Here is an 18987-nt window from a genome sequence, read left to right as displayed (position 1 = left end):
CGATGTCGTGCCCTCGACCCTTCTGGCGTTTGCCGGCGGGGCGAGCCCGTTTGCGGTGTCGGGGGTGCCGGTGGACCGGGATGCGCTGGTGGCGGAAGCGGGGCTTTCCTGGCAGGCGAGCCGGAGCGTGAGCCTGGGGGCGAGCTATGCCGGCCAGATCGGCGCGAGGGCGCAGGAGCATTCCCTCAAGGGCAACCTCACCTGGATGTTCGATACCCACTAGGACTGAATCGGAAATCACCCATGGGCGATTTCCCTCTTCTCCCCCATTTCTTTGTTATGAGTGCTTGAAAAGGGCAGCATTGCTGACCAAAATGGCATCATAACAAACCATCCCGTCTCGCCCCTGCGGACCGTCGGATGGGTCTGGGAGGGATGAATGCTACGGAACATCGAGAAGACCTTTAACTTCGACCTCGGCGAAACAGCGGAAGCGATCCGCGAAACCGTCCGCGACTTTACGCGCGATCACATCACGCCGCGCGCTCAGGAAATCGATCAGACGAACGAGTTTCCCAGGGACCTCTGGCCCAAGATGGGAGAGATCGGCCTGCACGGGATTACGGTCGAGGAGGAATATGGCGGGATCGGCCTCGGCTATCTCGAGCACGTGATCGCCATGGAGGAAGTTTCCCGTGGTTCGGCTTCCGTCGGCCTTTCCTATGGGGCTCACTCCAACCTCTGCATCAATCAGATCCGCCGCAACGGCAGCGAGGAACAGAAGCGCCGTTATCTGCCGAAGCTGATTTCCGGCGAGCACCTCGGCGCCCTCGCCATGTCGGAGCCTGGCTCGGGTTCGGACGTGGTGTCCATGCGGACTCATGCGGAAAAGCGCGGCGACCGCTACATCATCAACGGCAACAAGATGTGGATCACCAACGGCCCCACGGCGGACGTGCTGGTGATCTATGCCAAGACCGATCCGGACGCAGGTCCGCGCGGCATGACGGCCTTCATCGTCGAGCGCGGCTTCAAGGGCTTTTCGACCCAGCAGAAGCTCGACAAGATCGGCATGCGTGGGTCCGATACCTGCGAGCTCGTGTTCGAGGATTGCGAGGTCCCCGAGGAGAACGTCCTCGGCCGCGTCGGCAAGGGCGTCAACGTGCTCATGTCGGGACTGGACTATGAGCGGGCCGTGCTGGCGGCAGGCCCCCTCGGCATCATGCAGGCCTGCATGGACATCGTCCTGCCCTACATCCACGAGCGAAAGCAGTTCGGGCAGCCCATCGGCAGCTTCCAGCTCGTGCAGGCGAAGGTCGCGGACATGTATGTGACGATGAACGCCTGCAAGGCCTACGTGTACGCGGTGGCCAAATCCTGCGACCGGGCGGAGACCACCCGCGAGGATGCGGCCGGCGCCATTCTCTATGCGGCCGAAAAAGCGACGCAATGCGCCCTCGACGCCATCCAGCTCCTCGGCGGCAACGGCTATATCAACGACTATCCGACCGGCCGCCTGCTGCGCGATGCGAAGCTCTACGAGATCGGCGCGGGAACCAGCGAGATCCGGCGCATGCTCATCGGGCGCGAATTGTTCGAAAAGACCGCGTGACGTTCAAAGAGGCGCACGGCAAACGCACGTGCGCCTCTCCTTGGCGACTAGAGCGCTATTTGACCTCGGTCTCATAGACATACAGGGTCGACTTATCGTCTTCCGGCATGAAATAGCCGCGAAGCCCCGTGTCGCTCGTTTCCATCCAGACCGGGTTGTGGGTCATGTCGAAACCGGACGCCGTCCAGAGGAGGATCGGCGTCTGAAACAGCGGCCGTCCGTCGGTCAGGCTCACGAGGTCGAGCCCGCCGAGGCGAAACAAGGGCCCCTCGGTGGTGACGCGCATCTCCGTCACGCCCGAACAGAGCATGCGGTGGCCGCCCGCATACTTGCAGTCCTGATAATCGAGATAATGGGACGTGTTGAGCTTGCGCAGCTTCTCGGGAGCCTCATCGGCATTGGTCGGCTTTCCATCCTGCCCCAGTGCCCAACGGTAAAAGCGGCGTGAGCCCCAGCTCACCCCGTGGAGCGAATTGTCGTCCGTGTCATGGACGAGACCGCCGACGTGATCTGCGAACCGGAACATCTCCGTGGCCTGCATCGTCTCGGGATCGACCCGATAGACGATGGAGCGGCTGTTCGGCCGATACTCGGCCACCGGAACCCAGATGTAACGGCCATCGTAATCGATTCCGCCCGGATGGTAGATCGATCCTTCCCCGAGCGTGATTTCGGAGACGAGGTTCCCCTTCATGTCGATCTTGAAGAGATGGGCCACGCCCTCCCCCGTGTCGCGGTCGAACCCGTCGACCGGCTGCGCGAAGCGCTTGGTGGGTGTCTTGATCTCGACCGAGGACACGTAGAGCGTATCGCCGATCTTCACCATGCCCTGCGGGTGAAAAGTCGGGAAGTTGATCGAGACCGCGGTCACGGGCTTCCACTGGGTCGAGCGCGACAATTTCGTCACCCGCTCGGCCAGGAGATCGCGGTCGGCTTCGGCGGCAAATGCGGCAGGACCTGCCATCGTGAGAACCAGGACAGCCAGGCAGGCGGATAAACGGGGCATCGATCATTCTCCAGCGTCAGGACCGCCCGAAACACGGGCGTCATCTGTTTTGGAGCGGATTGACGTATCGGCAATGTGACAGGCCAGCTTTTCCTGGGTAGCCGATCCCCCCAGCGGGCGCTATGAGTTCGGAATAACGATCATGAGAGGCACCGCCATGACCCTGGATAAAGCCATCGTCGACGCCCTTCGCGCGACGTCCACCGCCACGCTCACGACGGTTCTTCTGAAAAAGGGCATCCGGCGCTGCTGGATGCAGGGGCCCGTGCCCATGTTCAACGCGGCAGAGCGCCTGGTCGGCCGGGCTTTCACGCTCCGCTTCGTGCCGGCCCGCGAGGATCTGGCGACGCCTGAATCCTGGTCATCACCGCGTTCCACGCGGGCGGCCATCGAGGACATGCCCGAGGGTTGCATCGCGGTGGTCGATTCCATGGGCGTGACGGATGCGGGCATCTTCGGCGACATCCTGACCGCCCGCATGAAGAAGCGCGGCGTGACCGCTCTCGTGACGGACGGCGTGGTGCGCGATGCGGCCGGCGTCGAGGGAACGGAATTGCCGGTGTGGTGCTCCGGCGCGGCCGCTCCACCGTCCGTGGCCGGTCTTACCTTCGTAGGTTGGCAGGAGCCGATCGGCTGCGGCGGCGTCGCGGTGTTTCCCGATGATGTCATTGTTGCCGACGGCGATGGGGTCGTGGTGATTCCGGCGGCCCTCGTCGAGGACGTCGCGAAGGCCGCGGTCGAGCAGGAGCGCCTCGAGCTCTGGATCATGCGCGAGGTCGAGAAAGGCGTGCCGCTCCCCGGCCTTTATCCGCCGAATGCTGAGAACCGAGCCCGCTACGAGGCGGAAATGGGCGGCTCGTAGACGCAGCGGGCGGACAAGACTTGTTCTATTACGCTTCAAAGATCGCCTGGTTCTTCGCGACGCCGTCGAACCTCCTGATCAGCCTCGTTCTGCTTGGGCTCGTCGTGAGCCTGAGCAGACGTTGGCGGCGGCTTGGAACGGGGCTGGCCCTCGTCGCCGCAATATCCACGGTGGCCCTCGGATTGCTGCCGATCTCCAGCGCGCTTCTGCGGCCCCTCGAAGAGCGCTTTCCCATGTTCCGCGACGATGGGAAACCGATCGACGGGATCATCCTCCTCGGCGGCGCCGTCGATGCCGCCGATTCCGTGTCGAGAGGCAGCATCGTGGCCAACGAGTCGTCCGAGCGGGTGCTCGACACTCTCACGCTGGCCTATCGTTACCCCCAGGCGAAAATCCTGATCTCCGGCGGCGGCGGAACGGTCTTCGGGGATGGAGTAGCCGAAGCGCCGATCATCGCCGCGTACTTCAAGGGCGTCGGCATCGATCCCGGCCGCATCATTGTCGAGGATCGTTCGCGCACCACGGCGGAGAACGCGATCTTTTCGCGCGAGCTGATCGACCCTGAAAAAGCCGGCCGCTGGCTTCTCGTCACATCCGCCTGGCATATGCCCCGCTCCATGGGGGCCTTTCGAAAGGTGGGATTGGAGGTCATTCCTTACCCGGTCGATTATCGCACGGGCGCTTCAGAGGATTCTCTTCGCCCCTTCGCGTTCGTATCGGACGGATTGCGGCGCCTCGATGTGGCGGCAAAGGAATGGGCGGGGCTGATCGGCTATTATGCCGCCGGCAGAACGACCACGCTCCTTCCAGCCCCCTGAGCGTCAGGCGCTCTCGGGAACCGTGAGCCGGTAGACACCCTTGAAATCGTCCGGATCCACCGGACGGCCTTTGCGCAGAATCACGACCCGGCCCTGCTTCATCAGCCGCACCGCCGTTTGGCGGATGGGCTGCATCAGGGGCCCCCACCCTTCCGGCCGGTCCCCGCCGATTGCCCGCGCCACGTCCGTCGGACTGATGGTCTTTCCCGCACCGCGCGCGGCAACCAGCTCCAGCATCGTTGTTTCGAGTTCTTCAGCCGTCGCTGTCTTCGTCATAATCCATGCCCAGGGCCGCGAGCCTCGCCTCTGAGGCGAACTGGCGCCGCCACATGACATAGAGCACGCAGGCAGTTGCCGCCATGAAAAGATAGGCGTGCACGAACCAGCCCAGATAGGCGAGAGAAAAAAAGAATGCGCGCTGACCGCGGTTGAAGTGCTTGCCCGCAACCACATTCATGGATGCCGCCTGCCGTGCCACGAACTCCGCCTGTTTCCGATTGTCGTCCCGCAGAACCGGAATCGAGCCGACGATGATCGCCATGTAGTTGAACAGCCGATAGGCCCATGCAAACTTGAAGAACGCGTAGACGAAGACCACGGCCAGACCGATCACCTTGATTTCCCAGGTCAGCGGCGTGGTGGCGCTGCTGAAGGGAAGCGTGGCGAAGATCGGCAGAACCGCATCGGCGGAACGCAGCAGCGCCAGCACGCCGCCCACGGCGATCAGCGATGTCGAGGCGAAGAACGCCGTCCCGTTCATGAGAGCCCCGAGGATGGTGGTATCGACGATGCGGTTTTCCCGCACGACGGTCTGTTCCATCCACCGGTACCGGTAGGGGTGCATGATCGTGTTCAGGCTTTTCCCACCGGCTTTCGTCAGCTCGACCGCCGCATAGTAGCCAAACCACGCAAGCAGAAAGAACGCCAGCGCCACGAAATCCAGAACGGTAAAGCCCAGCACATCCATCTCCGGTTGACTCTTCGGCCATCATGCCCAGTTTTGACAAAGCTTCAAACGGAGGGCGGCCTATGACCCAGACGATCACCCGCGGCTACAAGGCGTTGCTCGAGGAAGCAAATGCCAAGATCGAGACCCTGACCGCCGAGGAAGCCATCGCCCGGTTCGGCCGTGACGACACGGTTTTCGTCGACCTGCGTGACCCAAGGGAACTTAACCGGGAGGGCCGGGTTCCCGGCGCTCTCCACTGCCCGCGCGGGATGCTCGAATTCTGGATCGACCCGGAAAGCCCTTATCACAAGCCCGCCTTCGCGCAGGACAAGACGTTCATTTTCTTCTGCGCCGCAGGATGGCGTTCCGCTTTGTCGACCGCAACCGCGCAGGATATGGGCCTGCGCCCCGTCGCCCATATCGAGGGCGGCTTTACCGCCTGGAAGCAGGCGGGCGGCCCCGTCGAGACGACGTTGCCGAACGATTGAAGAAAACTACCGGAAGGACAATCCTTCCTGCATGAAAGTCCTTTGCACGGCCTCCCGTTCCTGCATCCGGTCCAGATGAGCGCGCAGGTTCGGAAACCGGGACAGCGGCACCCCGTCCGGTTCGGCCCACCACGTCATGACGAACAGATGTGCATCGGCAACCGTGTATTGGTCGCCGAGGATCCAGGGCCCCTGCCCCATCTGGTCTTCCAGGAGGCGCAAATCGGATGCCATGACGTCCGGCGCCTTGCGGCGCATCTCCGCGATGGCGGCGGAGCTGTCCGCCCATCGATAGCCGCGGTTGAGATGCGCGTTGTCCACGTGAACGGTCGATGCCACGTAGCTGATGACCGACACCATCCGGGCAAATCGCCAGGGATCGGCGGGCGCGAGATGCGCATCGGCAAATCTCCGGGCGATATAGAGCAGGATGGCCGGCGTCTCCGTCAGCGCTCCATCCTCCGTCACGAGAGTCGGCACGCGGCCTTGGGGATTGATGGCGAGATAGTCGGCGCTCTTCTGCTGTTGAGACTTGAAATCGATGCGGATCAGTTCATAGGCCGCCCGCGCCTCTTCGAGAGCAATATGGGCCGCAAGCGAGACTGCGCCGGGGGAATAGAAGAGTTTCAGCATGGAACTCACCGGGATTCAGCGTGAAAGCAGGGCCGAATTGACGGCAGCTAATGGGTCGCACGAACCTCGAAGGGGGAATCGCCGTTGATGTCCGCCGCATCGGGGTCGGCCTCCACCGGCTCGATCCGCTCGACGACCGCGCCGCGAGGTCCTTGGCGACAGGCTTTCAGCATGGCTTCGATCTCCTGATCGGAGCCGGAGAAGACCGCCTCGACCGTGCCGTCCCTGCGGTTGCGGACCCAGCCCTTCAGCCCGTGAAGTTCCGCTTGGTGATGGGTCCAGGCGCGAAACCCGACGCCCTGAACCCGGCCATGAATGACGACGTGCAGAATGCGGTTCGAAGCCATGGTTCCTCAATGATGGACGGGCCGCACATCGATATGGCGGCCAGCATAATCCTGTTCATCCCTCGCGTTCTACGCGTACCGGCAACTCAACGCGCCCATAAGGCAAAGGTTCGCGTGGGTGCGGATCAGGCTCCGCGGATCCTGCCCGGCAATCCGGACGGAGCGCTCCAGCGCGGGCGAACACGCGGTATGTCCACAGGTTGCGGCGCTTGAGGCGCATGAGGAAGCCAGTGAAAGAGGCTGTGGATGTATTCGCGGGCGAGCCCTGCCTCCTCGGCCGCTTCGACGACACCCTCCATGTAACCGGGCTTCGGGATTCCTGGCTTATGGCTGCGTCCGACATACACGATTGCGCGGCGCGGTCCCTCGGGCGTGAGAATCGGCTGAACGACCTTGTTGTAGAGACCGCTCGACACGCTCTCGTACCTGTCGAGCGCCGGTACATCCGCGAGGGCCAAATCCCACAAGAGCCCCCAGACGGCTCCGCGAGGATCGCGCGCGATCGAGGCATAGCCGTCGCCGGAGATGAAAAACCGATGGCGCATCAGCCGTCCCGGCCCGATCACCGTCGAGGCCGGGCAGCGCCGGGCCATCGCGGCGCGATCCATATTGGATCCGTAGGCGAAATAGAGCGGCATGAGCGGAGTGTCTCGGACTTAAGCGAATTCCATGATCACGGCGTCGACGGAGAGGCTGTCTCCCTCTTTCGCGTGGATCTTGGTCACGGTGGCGTCGCGCTCGGCGCGGAGCACGTTTTCCATCTTCATCGCCTCGACGATGCAGAGCGGTTCGCCCGCCTTGACCTCCTGCCCCTCCTTCACGGAGACGACCTTCACGAGCCCCGGCATCGGGCACAGCAGCTTCTTGCCCGTATCGGCCTCGACCTTCTCGGGCATCAGGGCCACCAGCTCGGCTTCCCGGCGGGTGTAGACGCGCACTTCCGCCGATGCGCCCGCATGGGAGAGAAAGACGCCGTTGAGGATCGGCCGCACTTGCACCGCAACGGTCTCGCCGCCCACCGAGCCCGTCCACACCGGCTCACCAGGCCTCCAGCCCGAGGCGATGGGCCAGGCTTCGCCGTCCATGACGACGGCGATTCCGTCTTCGATATCCTCGATCACCACATCATACCGATCGGGTCCGACCATAACGGCCCGCTCCCGGTCGAACCGCACAGTACCATGCGGGCGCATCTGGCCCGAGATCTGGCGCTTGCGTTCGTTGGACAGATGGTCGATGGCCGCGCCGACCGCCACGATGCGACGGGCGATTTCGCCCACCGGCTGCGCGGGCTTGAACCCTTGCGGAAATTCCTCGGCGATGAAACCCGTCGACAGCTGTCCTTCCTGCCAGCGCGGATGGTGCATCAGGGCCGACAGGAACGGAATGTTGTGGCGGATACCGTCGATCGCGAAGGCGTCAAGGGCCTTGGCCTGAGCCGCGATCGCCTGCTCGCGGCTCGGCGCATGGGTGACCAGCTTGGCGATCATCGGATCGTAATAGATCGAAATCTCGCCCCCCTCGTAAACGCCCGTATCGTTGCGGACGCTGACTTCGCCCTCCTGGCCTTCTTGCGGCGGTCGATAAGTGACCAGACGGCCCGTCGACGGCAGGAAGTTGCGAACGGGATCCTCCGCATAGATGCGGCTCTCCACCGCCCATCCCCGGAGCTTCACGTCCCCTTGGGAAAGACGCAGCTTCTCGCCCGCCGCGACTCGGATCATTTCCTCGACCAGATCGATCCCGGTGATCATTTCCGTCACCGGGTGTTCCACCTGCAGGCGGGTGTTCATCTCAAGGAAATAGAACGACTTGTCCTGACCGGCGACGAACTCCACGGTGCCGGCGCTGTCGTAGCCGACCGCCTTCGCCAGAGCCACGGCCTGCTCGCCCATGAGCCGCCGCGTCGCCTCGTCGAGCAGAGGCGACGGTGCTTCCTCGATGACTTTCTGGTTGCGCCGCTGGATCGAACACTCACGCTCGCCGAGGTAAATCACGTTGCCGTGCTTGTCGCCGAGCACCTGGATTTCGATGTGCCGCGGATCGGTGATGAATTTCTCGATGAAGACCCGATCGTCACCGAAAGAACTTGCCGCTTCCGACTTCGCCCGCGCAAAGCCTTCAGCCACTTCGCCGGCCGAATAAGCGATGCGCATGCCCTTGCCACCGCCACCTGCCGACGCCTTGATCATGACCGGGTAGCCGATCTCGTCCGCGATCGTGACCGCCTGCTCGGGATTTTCGATAATTCCCAGGAAGCCGGGCACGGTCGAAACCTTCGCGGCCGCCGCAGCCTTCTTCGATTCGATCTTGTCGCCCATGGCGGCGATGGCCGCGGGATTGGGGCCGATGAAGACGATTCCAGCCTCGGCGAGGGCCTTCGGAAAGGCTTCCCGTTCCGAGAGGAAGCCATAGCCCGGATGGACCGCCTGTGCGCCGGTCTGACGGCAGGCGGCGACGATCTTGTCGATGTCCAGGTAGGACTGGGCGGCCGGCGCAGGGCCGAGATGCACCGCCTCGTCGGCCATCTCCACATGCAGCGCATCCCGGTCCGCGTCGGAATAGACGGCAACCGTCTTGATGCCCAGGCGGCGGGCCGTCTTGATGACACGGCAGGCGATTTCGCCGCGATTGGCGATCAGGATCTTGTCGAACATGAGCCCTCGAACGCTTCCACCCAAATTCTTGTCCCACTCCCGTTACTGCACATCGGCGGTTTCGGGAAGCGGGCCGGGTTCAGCATTTCGTCTGCCGATGCCAATGCGGGGATCTAGGCCGCGATACTTTGTTCCCGCTCCTGCTGGCGGCCGCGCATGATGAAATCGAGCAGGGCCGCTCCCACATGCGCCGCCTGATCGAGAACCGCATAGGCGATGGCCATGGCCGTGCGGGTGGGACCGCCGACTTCCAGGACGGTTGCGAGCCACAAGGCATCCTCGTGCTCGACGCTTCCTGCGGGCTGGCGCCCATGAACCACGAAATCGGCGACCAGAGAGGTTACGGCCGGAAGCCAGCTTGCGTCCGCCGGAACCGTGCGATCCAGCGCCAGGAGCGCTTCGACCTCAGTCTTCGACCCGAGGCCGTCCTTGGCGATGTGACCTTTGAGAGCCTGCACGTCATCCGCAGAGATGAACTGCCTGTCGATTGCGCTCTCGATGAACTGCCGAAGATCAAGGCTCATCATCTGGGTCACTCCTCCCGACATTTGCGAAGCCGGTCATTTTCCTGTCTGGCCGGACAGTCACACGGCGGGAGGGGCTAAAACGTTAACAGAAGATTCCGACCTTCCGTTGAGGTTAAGCGATGCTGAGGCTTTTTGGTTGCCAGAATATTGCCGGCGCCTCACGGCAAATGTGCCGACAATTGCCAACATGAATCCAAACTACCTTGCATCGGCGCAAGGAGACCCTTTCCGCCATAGGGAAACGATCCGTGCTTTCCTAAGTGACGATCAACGCGGGATTTCGCCCCGCTCGTCGCTTGGAGGCGATCATGGCACATCACGGCATTCACCACGTCACCGCCATTGCGGGCCCGGCCCGTCGGAACATGGATTTCTATACGCGGGTTCTCGGACTGAGGCTCGTGAAGAAGACCGTCAACTTCGACGATCCCGGGACCTATCATTTCTATTACGGCGATGAATCCGGTGAGCCGGGATCGATCCTGACGTTCTTCCCCTGGGAGCATGTCGCTCCCGGTCGCGCCGGTGTCGGGTCGACCCAGGAAACGAGCTTTTGCGTGCCGGAAGCGTCCATCGGGTTCTGGGCACACCGTCTGCTGGAGAAAGGCGTCGCTCATCAAGCCCCGGAGAAGCGGTTCGGCCAGAGCGTCCTTGCTTTCAAGGATCCGGACGGCATGAACCTCGCTCTTGTCGGAATCGCCGATGCGGAGGGAGCCGCGCCCTGGGCAAGCGATGTTCCGACTGACGCGGCCATCCGCGGGTTGAATGGCGTCACGCTGCTTGTCGAGGATGCCGAACGGACCGGCGCGATTCTCACCGATGTCTTTGGGTTTCGCGAGACCAGCCGGGACGGGTCGCTGATCCGCTACAGCGGTGACGCGGCGATTGGCGGAACGGTCGATATCCGGAGCGCCAAGGGCTTCCTCCCCGGGCGCCAGGGAGGCGGATCCGTCCACCATGTGGCGTTCCGTGCCGCCGACGACGCGGCTCAGGACGCCATGGTCCGGCGCCTTGCGGAACACCATGGCATCAGGACCACGGAGCAGCGTGACCGCAACTACTTCCGGTCGGTCTATTTCCGGGAGCCGGGCGGCATTCTGTTCGAGATCGCGACCGACGAACCGGGTTTCACGGCCGACGAGCCTCGGGAACGGCTTGGACAGGATTTGAAACTCCCGCCGTTCCTCGAGCAGCGTCGGAGCGAGATCGAAACCGTCCTGCCGGCCCTGGCCTGAACGACTTACGTCCGATCCCCTGCAACCCTGCGCCTTCGGGCGCAGGGTGAAAGACAACATCATGAGCGAATTGTCCTTCATCCATCGTTATGTGCCTGCGACCGAGCCTGGGCGCCCTCCTCTGCTGCTTCTGCACGGCACGGGCGGCAACGAGGACGATCTCCTGCCGCTCGGTCAAATCATCTCGCCCGGCTCGGCCCTGCTTTCGCCGCGCGGCAAAGTGCTGGAAAACGGCATGCCCCGTTTCTTCCGGCGCCTCGCGGAAGGCGTCTTCGACGAGGAGGACGTCAGAGCCCGGGCGAACGAGCTGGCCGATTTCATCATCGAGGCGAGAGACGCATACGGTCTCGAGCCGCCGGTCGCGGTCGGTTTCTCCAACGGTGCGAATATCGCGGCCGCTCTGATGATGCTTCGTCCGGAGATCCTGGCGGGAGCCGCGCTCCTGCGGGGCATGGTGCCCTTGGGCGATCCTCCAAAGACCGATCTGGCCGGGAAGCTCGTGTTGCTCGTATCGGGGCAGCTCGACCCGATCATTCCGGCGGACAATGCCGCTCGTCTCGCGGCACAGCTCACGGCGGCGGGGGCTTTGGTCAACCACAAGGTCCTGCCCATCGGGCACGGCCTGTCGCAAGCCGACATTCAACTCTGCCAGACATGGCTGAAAGCCCTGTCCTGAACTTTCGCCCGAACGCCGCCTCATCGAACCGACCGGTGAGGTGGCACGGGGACGCAGCGCCTGGAGCGTTTCACTGCGGCAGGAGCTCGCGCCTTTTCTGATCGAGCAACACGTCGATGCCCGACGGCCCCGGGATGGGTACGACGATGGGGGCCATCAGCGGGGATCGCGCCTTGTCCGCCTCCGACAAAGTGTGCGCTCCGGCACCGGCGCCCGATACGATCTTCACATATGTGAAGGGATCCGGGCGCGGGTTGATCGCCAAAGCCAGGAGCTGAACATCGTCTCTCTTCGCGAAGGCTTCGGCGCTGACCCGGACAGCCTGGAGAACCGTCACCGATCCGTTCGCACCGGTGCTGACCGCGAAGGTCAGCCCATAGGTGAAATCCTTCGGCTCCAGAGGAAGGCCCGCGGGCGTCAGGGACGCGTATTGGGCAAGCCACTCTTCGACGCCGATTCCTTCAACAGGCGTCGATGAATCGCAAAGAGCCTTCGCGGCCTTTGTGGCGGGGATCCGAAACCGGATCTTGGAAGCTCGTCCCCGCCGTTCGCTGCGATCGAAGCCCGCTCCTAATCCGAACGCTCCGGACCCCATGGGAATGGCCGAGGCACCGACACTGGCTTTCCCGCCGGCGGCCGTGTCGATCTTCGTCTCAAGTTCACCGCCGGCGACCCACTTCCCGCTCAGGAGGTTCTTCGCCACCGGGCTGTCCGGGTGTTTTTGCAGGTAGATGGCGAACTCGCATTGCACGCCGTTGAGAATGGCCTCGACGGTTCGCCCCGCGACCGGCCCCTCATCGGGAACCGCCGCGCATCCGCCCATACCGAGCAGCGCCCATGCGAGCAGAAAGGAAACTCTGACGTCCGGCATCGCCCCCTCCGTTGCTTCAGATCGAAACAGAGGGGATTTTCGTCGACAAGCAGGGGCGGAAATTCATCCCCCGACTAAAAAGGATAGGGTCAATCTACAACGGGATGTTGTCGTGCTTTTTCCACGGGCGCTCGACTTCCTTGTGCCGGAGCATCGCCAGGGCTCGGGCGATCCGCCGGCGCGTCGAATGGGGCATGATCACTTCGTCGATATACCCGCGCTCCGCCGCCACAAATGGCGACATGAAGCGATCTTCGTATTCCTTCGTGCGCGCTGCGATCTTCTCCGGATCGTTCATGTCCTGCCGGAAGATGATTTCCACCGCGCCTTTCGCCCCCATGACGGCGATCTGCGCAGTGGGCCAGGCATAATTCACGTCGCCGCCGACGTGCTTGGAGGCCATCACGTCATACGCCCCGCCGAACGCCTTGCGGGTGATGACCGTCACCAGCGGCACGGTCGCCTCGGAATAGGCGAAGAGGAGCTTGGCCCCATGCTTGATCAGGCCGCCGTATTCCTGTGCGGTTCCGGGCAGGAACCCCGGCACATCCTCGAACGTGACGATCGGAATATTGAACGCATCGCAGAACCGCACGAACCGCGCGGCCTTTCGTGAAGCATCCGCGTCGAGAACGCCCGCCAGCACCATGGGCTGGTTGGCCACGAAGCCGACCGTGCGCCCCTCGATGCGGCCGAAGCCGGTGATGATATTGCGGGCAAAGGCTTCCTGGATCTCGAAGAAATCGCCCTCGTCCACGACTTTGAGGATCAGCTCCTTCATGTCGTAAGGCTTGTTGGGATTGTCCGGGATCAGGGTATCGAGGCTCTCGTCGACCCGGCCCGCATCGTCGTAGCTCGGCCACTCGGGGGTCCCGTCCAGGTTGTTCGACGGCAGGAAATCGAGAAGACGGCGCATCTGGAGAAGCGCTTCCACATCGTTGTCGTAAGCGCCGTCCGCCACCGAGGATTTGGTGGTGTGGATCTTGGCGCCGCCGAGCTCCTCCGAGGTCACGGTCTCGTTCGTGACGGTCTTCACCACATCCGGTCCGGTGACGAACATGTAGGAACGGTCGCGGACCATGAAGATGAAGTCGGTCATGGCGGGCGAATACACGTCGCCGCCGGCGCAGGGGCCCATGATCAGGGAGATCTGCGGAATCACGCCCGAGGCGATCACGTTGCGCTTGAACACCTCGCCATAGCCGCCGAGCGCCGCGACACCCTCCTGGATGCGGGCGCCGCCCGCATCGAAAAGGCCGATGATCGGCGCCCTCATCTTCAGCGCCATGTCCTGGATCTTGATGATCTTCTGGGCGTGAGCTTCCGACAGGGATCCTCCGAAGACGGTAAAGTCCTTCGCGAAGACGAAGACGGTACGGCCGTTGACCGTACCCCAACCGGTGACAACGCCGTCCCCAGGAATCTTTGCCTTTTCCATCCCGAAATCCGTCGAGCGGTGCTCGACGAACATGTCGAATTCCTCGAACGACCCGGTATCGAGCAGCAGTTCGATCCGCTCCCGCGCGGTCAGCTTCCCGCGCCCATGCTGCGCTTCGATGCGTTTTGCGCCACCGCCAAGACGGGCCTGTGCCCGTCGGTCTTCAAGCCGTTCGAGGATGTCTTTCATGGAGCTGCCCTGCACGTCACGAAGGAGTCTGTCCCGCCTTAGCACAGCCGTTCGCGATCAGACATCCCACCATAGTGTGCTGTGCCTTACTTCACAGGGAAAGCAACAGTCGCTAAGAGATGTTATATAACAACGTTTCCCAACTGGAGATCCCATGAACGCTTTGCCCAAATCCTGTTCGGTCGCCTGTACCCTAGCGCTGATGGCTGCCGGCTGCGCCAGCCGGTCTGAGGACGTCGCAGCCTCCTACGTTTCCGCGGCCAGTTACAGCGGCTACAGCTGCAGGGAACTGGGCCAGGAGGCTCAGCGGGTCAGCAGCGCCGCTGCGGCGGCCTCTGGCGTGCAGGATTCTCAACGGACGAAGGACACCGTCGCGACCACGGCGGCCATCGTGATCTTCTGGCCGGCCGCCTTCTTTGTGGGCGGCAACAATGCCCAGACGGCGGAGCTCGCTCGTCTCAAAGGGCACATGCAAGCCATTGAAGAAGCCTCCATTCAAAAGAAATGCGGCATCCGGTTCCAGCGCGCCTGAGTCCGTCATGATTCGAGCTCGCGCAGCAGCGGAACTCTAGCGCTGAGCGAGCTTGTAAACCTTTGAAGCGGCTATGAAATCCTCATAGCGTCGCCGCCGGCGCTCCGAGGCCTCGTAGTCCTCGCCCCAGATGCTCTCCTGAAACAGCTCGTCGACGTGGGCCGCCTTCCAGGCGTCTTCCACCGAGATGATGCCATCGGCATGGGCCAGGGCAATGAGAACGGATCCTGAGAGGGTCGTCATGACGTGAAGCGCCGCCAGGGCCACGGGAGAGGACACGCCCTCCACGACCCGGCGGACCGCTGCGACCGCCTCCTTGGGCTGAGAGACGTGCATCACGCCCTCCGCCAGGGCGAACCTCGCCCCATGCCTGTCCCGGATCCAGGCCAGAATCGGGTCCCAGGCAGCATTCTGTGCCTGCGACAGACGCTCCGGCTCGCTCATGCGGTAGTAAATCAGGTCGGAACCGGCATAGCGCACGAGGTCGTCCACCACTTCGCCCTTCCGTGGCGCCACGCCGTCGATGGCGGAGTTGATGATTCGCGTCATCGGCATGGTGGAAGGATCGATTTCGGCACCTTGCGCCGACCACTCCTCGGCCATCGCTTCCGCAAGGGGTTTCGTGTCGACCGCCAGAGGTTGGCGGCCCGGCGTCCGAGCGTTGCGTCCATCGAGCGTCAGGGCATAGCGGCCGTCTTTCTCCTCGACCCCCGCCTCCTTGTAGAACCGTTTCGGCAAGGTCGGCTTCATGCCAGCCTGAGCCGCACGCATGGGATCGGGCTCATCGGCCGGGGGGAACCAGTCGTTATCGCTCATGACGGTGACCTTGGACCTCAAGCGGGATTCGGCGAAACCTGAGCCGGAAAATGGGCGAGCAGGCTATCGAGTTCCGCATAGGAATGCACGATGCGCTGAGCGCCGGCCTCCAAAAGGGCATCCACGGGGTGAAAGCCCCATGTCACGCCGACCGGTAGAACGCCGGCCGCGTGGGCCATCGCCATGTCGAAGCTCGAATCCCCCACCATGACCGTGTCACGCGCATCCACGCCGACCTCTGCCATAGCCTGAAGGATCATCGCAGGATGTGGCTTGGACGGCGCGTCATCGGCCGTCTGGATGGTGGCGAAATCGCCGTGCCATCCGTGACGCTCCAGAAGGTGGGCGATCCCACGGCGGGACTTGCCCGTGGCGATGCCGAGAAGCACATCCTCCCGGTCGCGCAATGTCTGAAGGCAATCGAGAACCCCGGGAAACAGGGGCTCCGCGTTGGCGGGATCGGCCCGGAGCGTGTTGAAATCGGCCTTGTACGCCTTCACCAGTTCGTCTACCGGCCCGTCGGCCCCCACGAGAACCGTGAAGGCTTCGGGCAACGACAGGCCGACGATCGACAGCGCCCGCTCCCGGCTCGGCGGCTCCAGCCCGACGGCGGCGAAAGCCCGATGCTGCGCAGCGACGATGATGTTCTGGCTGTCCACCAGGGTCCCATCCACATCGAAGATGACGAGTTTCAATGGCCTGTTCCGTTAAGCATGAGAAGGCATGGGAGGTGCCTCGTCATGCACGAGCCTTCCGGGTCCCGTCAAGAATAGGCGGCTTTCAGATCGAGCGAACTTCTTTGCCCGATGGCGTCGTAATTCGCGTCCAGCCACTCGCGCGCCGCGGCGCGGCCGAGATCCTTGAGTTCCTTGAAAAAACTCCAGCGGGCATTCAGGCGCGACGAGGCCGCGAAATCGTCCAGCTTATGATTGCCGTCGATCCGGTGCATCAGAACCCGCTTGTAGTTGCTGGTCGAGAGTTTTCCTTCATCGATCAGCCGCATCACGAATTCCACGATCCGCAGTTCATGAAGGAGATTGGCATTGAATGTGATCTCCGTCAGGCGGTTCTGGATTTCCTGGGCCGTCCGCGGCGTTGAGCGGCGTTCGATCGGATTGATCTGGACCAGCAGGACATCGTCCGTTCGGGTTTCGTAGAAAAGCGGAAAGAGCGCCGGATTTCCTGTATAGCCGCCATCCCAATACGGCTCGCCATCGATCTCGACGGCCTTGAAGACCATCGGCAGGCAAGCAGAGGCCAGAACATGATCGACCGTGAGTTCGTCGCGCTTGAAGATCCGGATCTTGCCGGTCCAGACGTTCGTCGCGGTGATGAAGAGTTTCCCGTCGGCGCAGGCCCTTACACGCTCGAAATTGATCAACCCGCTCAACGCGTCCCTCAACGGATTGATATCGAGCGGATTGAGATCGTACGGGCTGGCCATACGGGCCCACGCGTTGACCAGGGATTGCGTCGGCAGGCTGTCCGAACTCCAGAATGTCAGGAAACGGTCGAACACGGACCGCTGCAGCGGCGACAACACGCCGTCCAAACTGACGCGCTTCCAGAAGCTCCGCAATTGCGCGCGGGCCCCGTCGGCTCCGTTCTCGAGCCAGCCTTCGAACAGCACCACGGCGTTCATCGCACCGGCGCTTGCGCCGGTAATCGCTTCGATCCCAAGGCGTCCGTCTTCCAGAATATAATCGAGCACGCCCCAGGTGAATGCCCCGTGCGCCCCGCCGCCCTGCAACGCGAGCGAGACGATCTTCTCGGTCCTTGGCCCGATCAGCCCATGAGAGCCCTCGTTTGTCCGCGCCGCCCGACCCGTCGTCATGATCGCTCCTGCTTAGGCCGAAGAAGGCCCCTCGTCGCATCGACCTTAACGGACCTGGGAACCAGGGGAAACCGGGATGCCGACGATGCCATGATCGGCAGCTTCCGTAGAGGAAGAAAAATTTCCTGATATCTCGACAAGATGAAGTTGCTCGTAAGGCAGAGTTAACTTCATGGCCCTAGTTATCGAAAAAAATCAGGGCATGGGGCGCTATGATACAGGACGATAAGATACTTTCCGACAGACTTCGCTTTCTCGGCATTACCGAAGAAATCTGCCAGGATCTTAGATCCCTTTGGGACACCGTCGCACCTGTTCTTCCCCAAGTCCTCGCCCGGTTCTATGCCCATGTCGGAACGGTCCCCTATCTGGCGGAGCTGGTCGGATCTCAGCAGCAGCGTTTGATCGGCGCCCAGTCACAACACTGGAAACGGCTTTTCAGCGGGCGCTTCGACAAGGAGTATGTAGAGAGCATCCGGCGCATCGGGCTCGTTCACAGCCGGATCGGCCTCGAACCGCAATGGTACATCGGCGGCTATTCCTTCATTCTGAACGAACTGCTTCAGGTCCTGGCCGCGAAACACCGCTTCAGCGGCGCGGCTCTCGCGCGCAAGATGGCCGCGATCAACAAGGCCGTCATGCTCGACATGGATTATGCGATATCCGTCTATCAGGAAGCGCTGGTTCAGGAACGTCAGCGCAGAGGCGCGCAGTTGGCCGAAGCTATTGCGTCCTTCTCCGGCGCCGTTCAGGCGAGTTTGCGCATTTCAGGAGAAGCAAGCGAGGCGCTCTCCGTGAGCGCCGCGACACTCGACAGTGCCGCGGATGTCGCAAGCTCCCTCGCCAGCGAAGTGACGAGCTCCGCCGAGCAGACGGCGCAGAACATGCAATCGGGAGCCGAAGCAACGGAGCAGCTCGCCGCATCCGTGCAGGAAATCGGCGCGCAGGCCATCCGGTCGGCGGATGTCGCGCGCCAAGCCCTCGAAAGCGCGCAGCGCACGAAGGAATCGATGACCGGTCTTTCCGCTCAGGCACGAGAGATCGGAGACGTGGTCGACCTGATCGATCAGATCGCAGCCCAGACGAACCTGCTGGCCCTGAACGCGACGATCGAGGCGGCTCATGCGGGCGAAGCCGGCAAGGGCTTCGCGGTCGTCGCCCAGGAGGTCAAAGCCCTCGCCACCCAAACGGCCAAAGCCACGACGGAGATCGGCTCCCGTATCGCCGCCATCCAGACCGCCACCGACAAGAGCGCCGGCGAGATCGAAGACATCGCCCGTGTCGTAGAAGAAGTGAGCGGGATCGCAACCGCAATCGCGGCCGCCGTCGAGGAACAGGCCAGCGTGACGTCCGACATCGCCAGCAATGTGCAGCAGACGAGCGGTCACACGCAAGCCATGGTGCGCAGCATCGAGACGCTGAACGGGTCTACCGCGTCCGCGGCCTCGGCCGCGCACCATGTGTCGCGGGCCAAGGAGACCTTGGACCAGCAATTGACCCGCCTGCGCGACGATATCGATCGTTTCCTGGAGACCGCTCGGGCGGCATGACCTGGCT

Annotated in this window: 21 protein-coding genes and 1 pseudogene; 9 read left to right on the top strand and 13 right to left on the bottom strand. The window is 62.9% G+C overall.

Annotation, left to right across the window (positions count from 1 at the left end):
- Together LJD17_RS23150 and LJD17_RS23145 are read left to right on the top strand one after the other, a co-directional pair.
- Window positions 1–223 (top strand): autotransporter domain-containing protein (locus LJD17_RS23150; RefSeq protein WP_227386562.1); only part of this gene is annotated, 223 nt, incomplete at its 5' end.
- A 156-nt stretch (window positions 224–379) separates the two neighbouring features.
- Window positions 380–1552 (top strand): isovaleryl-CoA dehydrogenase, encoded by a 1173-nt coding sequence (locus tag LJD17_RS23145; RefSeq protein WP_227386561.1) that lies wholly within the window; start codon window positions 380–382, stop codon window positions 1550–1552.
- Between the two features lie 55 nt (window positions 1553–1607).
- Here LJD17_RS23145 and LJD17_RS23140 read toward each other — a convergent pair whose 3' ends face one another.
- Window positions 1608–2558 carry a DUF6454 family protein gene (locus LJD17_RS23140; protein ID WP_227386560.1) on the bottom strand — a complete coding sequence of 317 codons (951 nt, stop codon included), beginning with the start codon at window positions 2556–2558 and terminating at the stop codon, window positions 1608–1610.
- A 157-nt stretch (window positions 2559–2715) separates the two neighbouring features.
- Between LJD17_RS23140 and LJD17_RS23135 the strand changes: the two genes are divergently transcribed.
- Together LJD17_RS23135 and LJD17_RS23130 are read left to right on the top strand one after the other, a co-directional pair.
- Complete coding sequence (locus LJD17_RS23135; protein ID WP_227386559.1) at window positions 2716–3420, top strand: ribonuclease activity regulator RraA; 705 nt, start codon at window positions 2716–2718, stop codon at window positions 3418–3420.
- A gap of 20 nt (window positions 3421–3440) precedes the next feature.
- Window positions 3441–4238: a YdcF family protein gene (locus LJD17_RS23130; protein ID WP_227386558.1), complete on the top strand. Its 798-nt coding sequence runs from the start codon at window positions 3441–3443 to the stop codon at window positions 4236–4238.
- 3 nt (window positions 4239–4241) lie between these two features.
- On the opposite strand, the gene LJD17_RS23125 is transcribed toward LJD17_RS23130, so the two are convergent.
- Both LJD17_RS23125 and LJD17_RS23120 read right to left on the bottom strand, forming a co-directional pair.
- Window positions 4242–4514, bottom strand: a complete 273-nt coding sequence (locus tag LJD17_RS23125; RefSeq protein ID WP_227386557.1) for a DUF3253 domain-containing protein — start codon at window positions 4512–4514, stop codon at window positions 4242–4244.
- Window positions 4492–5205 (bottom strand): DUF599 domain-containing protein, encoded by a 714-nt coding sequence (locus tag LJD17_RS23120; protein WP_227386556.1) that lies wholly within the window; start codon window positions 5203–5205, stop codon window positions 4492–4494. The genes LJD17_RS23125 and LJD17_RS23120 overlap by 23 nt, the downstream gene beginning before the upstream one ends.
- Window positions 5206–5267: 62 nt before the next feature.
- On the opposite strand from LJD17_RS23120, the gene LJD17_RS23115 reads away from it, so the two are divergent.
- Window positions 5268–5675, top strand: coding sequence for a rhodanese-like domain-containing protein (locus LJD17_RS23115; protein ID WP_227386555.1), 408 nt, complete (start codon window positions 5268–5270; stop codon window positions 5673–5675).
- Window positions 5676–5681: 6 nt separating this feature from the next.
- Here the strand turns inward: LJD17_RS23115 and LJD17_RS23110 are convergent, their stop codons facing one another.
- The 5 genes and pseudogenes from LJD17_RS23110 to LJD17_RS23090 form a co-directional block, all read right to left on the bottom strand.
- Window positions 5682–6308 (bottom strand): glutathione S-transferase family protein, encoded by a 627-nt coding sequence (locus LJD17_RS23110; protein WP_227386554.1) that lies wholly within the window; start codon window positions 6306–6308, stop codon window positions 5682–5684.
- Window positions 6309–6355: 47 nt separating this feature from the next.
- Window positions 6356–6655, bottom strand: coding sequence for an acylphosphatase (locus tag LJD17_RS23105; RefSeq protein WP_227386553.1), 300 nt, complete (start codon window positions 6653–6655; stop codon window positions 6356–6358).
- Between the two features lie 212 nt (window positions 6656–6867).
- Window positions 6868–7293 (bottom strand): annotated as a pseudogene (locus LJD17_RS23100) (gamma-glutamylcyclotransferase family protein); the annotation flags it as partial.
- Between the two features lie 18 nt (window positions 7294–7311).
- The gene (locus LJD17_RS23095; RefSeq protein WP_227386551.1) at window positions 7312–9312 is read right to left on the bottom strand and encodes an acetyl-CoA carboxylase biotin carboxylase subunit; all 2001 of its coding nucleotides are present in this window, start codon (window positions 9310–9312) and stop codon (window positions 7312–7314) included.
- 113 nt (window positions 9313–9425) lie between these two features.
- Entirely contained in the window at window positions 9426–9839 is a 414-nt protein-coding gene (locus tag LJD17_RS23090) for a hypothetical protein (protein WP_227386550.1), read from the bottom strand.
- Window positions 9840–10147: 308 nt separating this feature from the next.
- Here LJD17_RS23090 and LJD17_RS23085 point away from each other — a divergent pair, with 308 nt between their 5' ends.
- Together LJD17_RS23085 and LJD17_RS23080 are read left to right on the top strand one after the other, a co-directional pair.
- Window positions 10148–11074: a ring-cleaving dioxygenase gene (locus LJD17_RS23085; RefSeq protein WP_227386549.1), complete on the top strand. Its 927-nt coding sequence runs from the start codon at window positions 10148–10150 to the stop codon at window positions 11072–11074.
- Window positions 11075–11135: 61 nt separating this feature from the next.
- The gene (locus LJD17_RS23080; RefSeq protein ID WP_227386548.1) at window positions 11136–11750 is read left to right on the top strand and encodes an alpha/beta hydrolase; all 615 of its coding nucleotides are present in this window, start codon (window positions 11136–11138) and stop codon (window positions 11748–11750) included.
- Window positions 11751–11820: 70 nt separating this feature from the next.
- Here the strand turns inward: LJD17_RS23080 and LJD17_RS23075 are convergent, their stop codons facing one another.
- Both LJD17_RS23075 and LJD17_RS23070 read right to left on the bottom strand, forming a co-directional pair.
- Window positions 11821–12621, bottom strand: coding sequence for a hypothetical protein (locus LJD17_RS23075; protein WP_227386547.1), 801 nt, complete (start codon window positions 12619–12621; stop codon window positions 11821–11823).
- A gap of 94 nt (window positions 12622–12715) precedes the next feature.
- Window positions 12716–14248 (bottom strand): acyl-CoA carboxylase subunit beta, encoded by a 1533-nt coding sequence (locus LJD17_RS23070; RefSeq protein WP_227386546.1) that lies wholly within the window; start codon window positions 14246–14248, stop codon window positions 12716–12718.
- 154 nt (window positions 14249–14402) lie between these two features.
- On the opposite strand from LJD17_RS23070, the gene LJD17_RS23065 reads away from it, so the two are divergent.
- Window positions 14403–14780: a hypothetical protein gene (locus LJD17_RS23065; RefSeq protein ID WP_227386545.1), complete on the top strand. Its 378-nt coding sequence runs from the start codon at window positions 14403–14405 to the stop codon at window positions 14778–14780.
- Window positions 14781–14816: 36 nt separating this feature from the next.
- Here the strand turns inward: LJD17_RS23065 and LJD17_RS23060 are convergent, their stop codons facing one another.
- From LJD17_RS23060 to LJD17_RS23050, 3 genes are all read right to left on the bottom strand, one after another.
- Window positions 14817–15596, bottom strand: a complete 780-nt coding sequence (locus LJD17_RS23060; protein ID WP_227386544.1) for an ATP12 family chaperone protein — start codon at window positions 15594–15596, stop codon at window positions 14817–14819.
- Window positions 15597–15613: 17 nt separating this feature from the next.
- The gene (locus LJD17_RS23055) at window positions 15614–16291 is read right to left on the bottom strand and encodes an HAD-IA family hydrolase (RefSeq protein ID WP_227386543.1); all 678 of its coding nucleotides are present in this window, start codon (window positions 16289–16291) and stop codon (window positions 15614–15616) included.
- Between the two features lie 68 nt (window positions 16292–16359).
- The gene (locus LJD17_RS23050) at window positions 16360–17430 is read right to left on the bottom strand and encodes a patatin-like phospholipase family protein (RefSeq protein ID WP_227386542.1); all 1071 of its coding nucleotides are present in this window, start codon (window positions 17428–17430) and stop codon (window positions 16360–16362) included.
- Between the two features lie 212 nt (window positions 17431–17642).
- Here LJD17_RS23050 and LJD17_RS23045 point away from each other — a divergent pair, with 212 nt between their 5' ends.
- The gene (locus LJD17_RS23045) at window positions 17643–18980 is read left to right on the top strand and encodes a globin-coupled sensor protein (RefSeq protein ID WP_227386541.1); all 1338 of its coding nucleotides are present in this window, start codon (window positions 17643–17645) and stop codon (window positions 18978–18980) included.
- Window positions 18981–18987 lie beyond the last annotated feature (7 nt).

Source organism: Microvirga rosea (assembly GCF_020595095.1).
Taxonomy (GTDB): domain Bacteria; phylum Pseudomonadota; class Alphaproteobacteria; order Rhizobiales; family Beijerinckiaceae; genus Microvirga; species Microvirga rosea.
This window is presented reverse-complemented; position numbering and strand designations above follow the sequence as displayed.